This is a genomic window from Streptomyces sp. (assembly GCF_036524955.1).
In the GTDB taxonomy this organism is placed as follows: domain Bacteria; phylum Actinomycetota; class Actinomycetes; order Streptomycetales; family Streptomycetaceae; genus Actinacidiphila.
The window spans coordinates 1-3938 of sequence record NZ_DATDBG010000006.1; the positions used below are offsets into that span (position 1 = coordinate 1).

4 protein-coding genes are annotated in these 3938 nt (G+C 74.4%); all 4 read left to right on the forward strand.

What is annotated here, in order from left to right; translation table 11 throughout:
• Positions 1-431, forward strand: a 431-nt coding sequence (locus tag VIW71_RS00410) for an urease accessory protein UreF (RefSeq protein ID WP_331619728.1), incomplete at its 5' end; no start/stop codon positions are given.
• 82 nt (positions 432-513) lie between these two features.
• Positions 514-1206, forward strand: coding sequence for an urease accessory protein UreG (gene ureG / locus VIW71_RS00415; protein WP_331619729.1), 693 nt, complete (start codon positions 514-516; stop codon positions 1204-1206).
• Positions 1207-1237: 31 nt separating this feature from the next.
• Positions 1238-2059 carry an urease accessory protein UreD gene (locus VIW71_RS00420; protein ID WP_331619730.1) on the forward strand — a complete coding sequence of 274 codons (822 nt, stop codon included), beginning with the start codon at positions 1238-1240 and terminating at the stop codon, positions 2057-2059.
• Between the two features lie 261 nt (positions 2060-2320).
• On the forward strand, positions 2321-3916 hold the full coding sequence (locus VIW71_RS00425) for an alpha/beta hydrolase (RefSeq protein ID WP_331619731.1): 1596 nt from the start codon (positions 2321-2323) through the stop codon (positions 3914-3916).
• Positions 3917-3938: the final 22 nt, after the last annotated feature.

Genomic DNA, 3938 nt, shown 5'->3' on the forward strand with positions numbered 1-3938 from the left:
TGGCCCTGCGCACGGTCTCCCGGCGCCTGGGCCGCCAGCTCATGCGGGCCGCCCGTGCGGCATGGCCGCATCCGGCGCTGGACGACCTCGCCGCGGCCCGGCCGCGCGGGGTGCACCAGCCCGTCGTCCTCGGCGTCACCGCCCGCGCGGCGGGTCTGCGCCCGCTCGACGCGGCCCACGTCGCCGCGTACGAATCGGTGAGCGGTCCGGCGACCGCCGCCGTACGACTGCTCAGCCTCGACCCCTTCCACGCGGCGGCCGTCCTGGCCCGCCTCGCCGCCGACATCGACGCGGTCGCCGCGGCGGCGGGCCTCGCCGGTGAGCGCGCGCTGACGGAGGGGATCGACGTGCTCCCCGCCGCCTCCGCCCCCCTGCTCGACATCGCCGCCGAGCACCACGCGGCCTGGCCCGTCCGGCTGTTCGCGTCGTGAGCGGACCGCCGTGCCGGGCCGCGCCGTCCGGCCCGGCGCACACCTGCCCCGTACCATCACTGCAGCCCCAACGGAGTTGACCATGCATCTGGACCATCCCGAGGTATTCCCGGAGCGGTACGCGCACTCGGCGCCCGAGGTGCGCGAGGACGGCCGGCGGCGGGCACTGCGGATCGGGCTCGGGGGGCCCGTGGGGTCGGGGAAGACGGCGACCGTGGCGGCTCTGTGCCGCGCGCTGCGCGACAGCGTGTCGATCGGAGTGGTGACGAACGACATCTACACGCGCGAGGACGCCGATTTCCTGCTGCGGAACGCGGTGCTGCCCGCGGAGCGGATCGTCGCCGTGGAGACCGGGGCGTGCCCGCACACCGCGATCCGGGACGACATCTCGGCGAACCTGGAAGCCGTGGAGGACCTGGAGGAGGCGGTGGGGCCGCTCGACCTCGTGCTGGTCGAGTCCGGCGGCGACAACCTCACCGCCACCTTCTCCAAGGGCCTGGTGGACGCGCAGATCTTCGTGATCGATGTGGCCGGCGGCGACGACATCCCCCGCAAGGGCGGCCCCGGGGTCACCACCGCCGACCTGCTGGTCGTCAACAAGACGGACCTCGCGCCGTACGTGGGCGCCGACCTGGACCGGATGGCGAGGGACGCCGAGGCGCAGCGCGGTCCGCTGCCCGTGGTGTTCACCTCCGTCGCCCGCGGCGACGGCATCGAGCCGGTCGCGCGGTGGATCGGGGAACGGCTCGCCGCATGGGCGCCGGTGGCGGCATGAGCCTGCGCGCCCCCGGCTCCGGGAGCACGCCGTGATCCCGGAGCAGGCAGCCGGCCCCCGTGCGGTACGGGCCGTCGCGCGGATCAAGGCCGTGGCCGACGGGCGCGGCGGCACCGCGCTGCCGCTGCTCGTCGGCGACGGGCCGCTCGCCCTGCGGCGGACCCGGGCGCACGGCGAACCGGGCGGCGCGGGAGTGACGGTGGTCGGCGCGATGAGCGCACCGCTGGGCGGGGACCGGCTGCGGATCGAGACCGAGGTCGGGGCAGGCGCCCGGCTGGTCGTGGGGTCCTCGGCCGCGACCGTCGCACTGCCCGGCCGCGACGCCGAGGAGGCGTCGTACGACGTGCGGTTGGCGGTACGGGACGGGGGCGCGCTCGACTGGCTGCCGGAGCCGCTGATCGCCGCCCGGGGGAGCGCCCTGCGGATGCGCACCCGGGTGGACCTCGCCCCCACCGCACGCCTGCTGCTGCGGGAGGAGCAGATCCTCGGGCGCCACGCCGAGGAACCCGGGCGGCTCAGCGCCCGGCTCACCGTCCACCGCGACGGCCGGCCGCTGCTGGACCAGGAACTCGCCTTCGGGCCCGGCACCCCGGACACGCTCGGCGACTACCGGGCCGTCGGCCAGCTCCTGCTCGTCGACCCGCACTTCGCCGACGCCCCCGCCGAGCCCCGCACATGGACCGACGACGCGCAGGCGGCGCTGACTCCGCTGGCCGGCCCGGCTGTCCTGATCACCGCCGTCGCCCACGACGGGCTCCGCCTGCGCCGCGCCCTCGACCACGCGCTGGCCGAGCTCAAAGCTCCGTCAGTGCCTTCGTCGCCTTCGTCGAAGGTTCCGTCAGCGGTCGCGTGAGGAGCCCGGAGGGCTTCTCCGGCGACCGGCGCGGGCTGTTCGGCGACGGCGATGATCAGGACGGCCCGTTCTCGCCCGTCCGGGCGACGCGGAGGGCGCTGCCACCCGTGCGGCCCAGCCCAACTCCCTTGCGCCCTCGCACTTTGATGAAGAATCACCCGCCTGGCCTGTTCGCCCCCGACCCACGGGGGAATGGATTCGCACCTCATCACTGTGACCACCGCGGCCACGAGCCGCGGTTCTTCAGGGGGAGGTTCGATCGTGAGACGCACGGTTGTGCTCGTCTCCACAGGCGCCCTGATCGCGGGTGTCCTCGCCGCGGCCCCGGTGGCCACGGCCGGGGCGGCGGAGGCCGGTGACCAGCCGGCCGCCACCGTGCCGGAGTCGGTCGGTACGGCGATCGCCGCCGCCCGGGCCGAGAAAGCCGGCATCGGCTGGGCGGCATGCCCGGCGGACTGGGGCCTGCCGTCCGCTGTCCAGTGCGGCTGGGTCACCGTCCCGGTGGACTACGGCAAGCCGTTCGGCGACACCATCAGGCTCGCCGTGGACCGCGCGACCAGCACCGGCACTCCCGCCGAACGGCAGGGCGCGCTGCTGTACAACCCCGGCGGGCCCGGCGGCTCCGGCATGCGCTTCCCCCTGCGCGTCACCAACGCGTCCCCGCTGTGGAAGAACGCCGCCAAGGCGTACGACTTCGTGGGCTTCGACCCGCGCGGAGTCGGCCGGTCCGCGCCGATCTCCTGCCAGGATCCGCAGGACTTCGTCAAGGCGCCCAAGGCCGACCCGGTGCCGGACGACGAGGCCGACAAACTCGCCCAGCGCAAGCTCGCCGAGGAGTACGCCAACGGCTGCCTGGAACGTACCGGCGCGGCCGTGCTCTCCCGGATGACCACCCCCGACACCGCCCGCGACCTGGACGTCATCCGGGCCGCGCTGGGGGAGAAGCGGCTCAACCTCCTCGGCGTCTCCTACGGCACCTATCTCGGCGCGGTGTACGCCACCCTCTTCCCGACACACGTGCGCCGCATGATCGTGGACAGCGTGGTCAACCCGGCGCGGGACCAGATCTGGTACCGGAACAACCTCGACCAGGACATCGCCTTCCAGGGACGCTGGGAGGACTGGCAGGCGTGGGTCGCGTCGTACGACTCCGTCTACCACATCGGCGACACGCCGTCGAAGGTCCAGAAGAAGTGGGAGGAGCTGCGGGCCGCCGCCAAGGCGAACCCGATCGGCGGCGTCGTCGGACCCGCCGAACTCCTGGGTTTCTTCCAGAACGCGCCCTACTACGACTCCACCTGGGCGCTCGTGGCGGGCGTGTGGAGCCGCTACCTGGCCGGCGACACCCAGGCCCTGGTGGAGGCGGCGGGCCCCGACCTGTCGGACACCGCGGGCAACGCCACCTCGGAGAACGGCAACGCCGTCTACACCGCGGTGGAGTGCACCGACGCCAGGTGGCCCACCAGTTGGCGCACGTGGGACCGGGACAACACCGCGCTGCACGCCGCCCACCCCTTCCTGACCTGGGCCAACGCCTGGCTGAACCTGCCCTGCGCGACCTGGCCGGTGAAGCAGCGCACCCCGGTGGAGGTCCGGTCGGACCAGGACCTGCCCGGTGTCCTGATCGTGCAGAGCGCCCGTGACGCGGCGACCCCGTACGGCGGAGCGCTGGAACTGCACCGCCGGCTCGCCGGATCGCGGATGATCACAGAGCGGGACGCCGGTTCGCACGGCGTCACCGGCCTGGTCAATCCGTGCATCAACGCCCGGGTCGACGCCTACCTGATCGAGGGGACGCTGGACCCGCAGGACGTGGTGTGCGGGCCGCACGCCACGCCCGTACCGCCGGTGAAGTAGACGCGGCGGGGCGCCCCCCCGG

Coding starts and splice junctions, on each gene's coding strand:
- ureG (WP_331619729.1), top strand. CDS start 514: ATGCATCTGGACCATCCCGAGGTATTCCCGGAGCGGTACGCGCACTCG.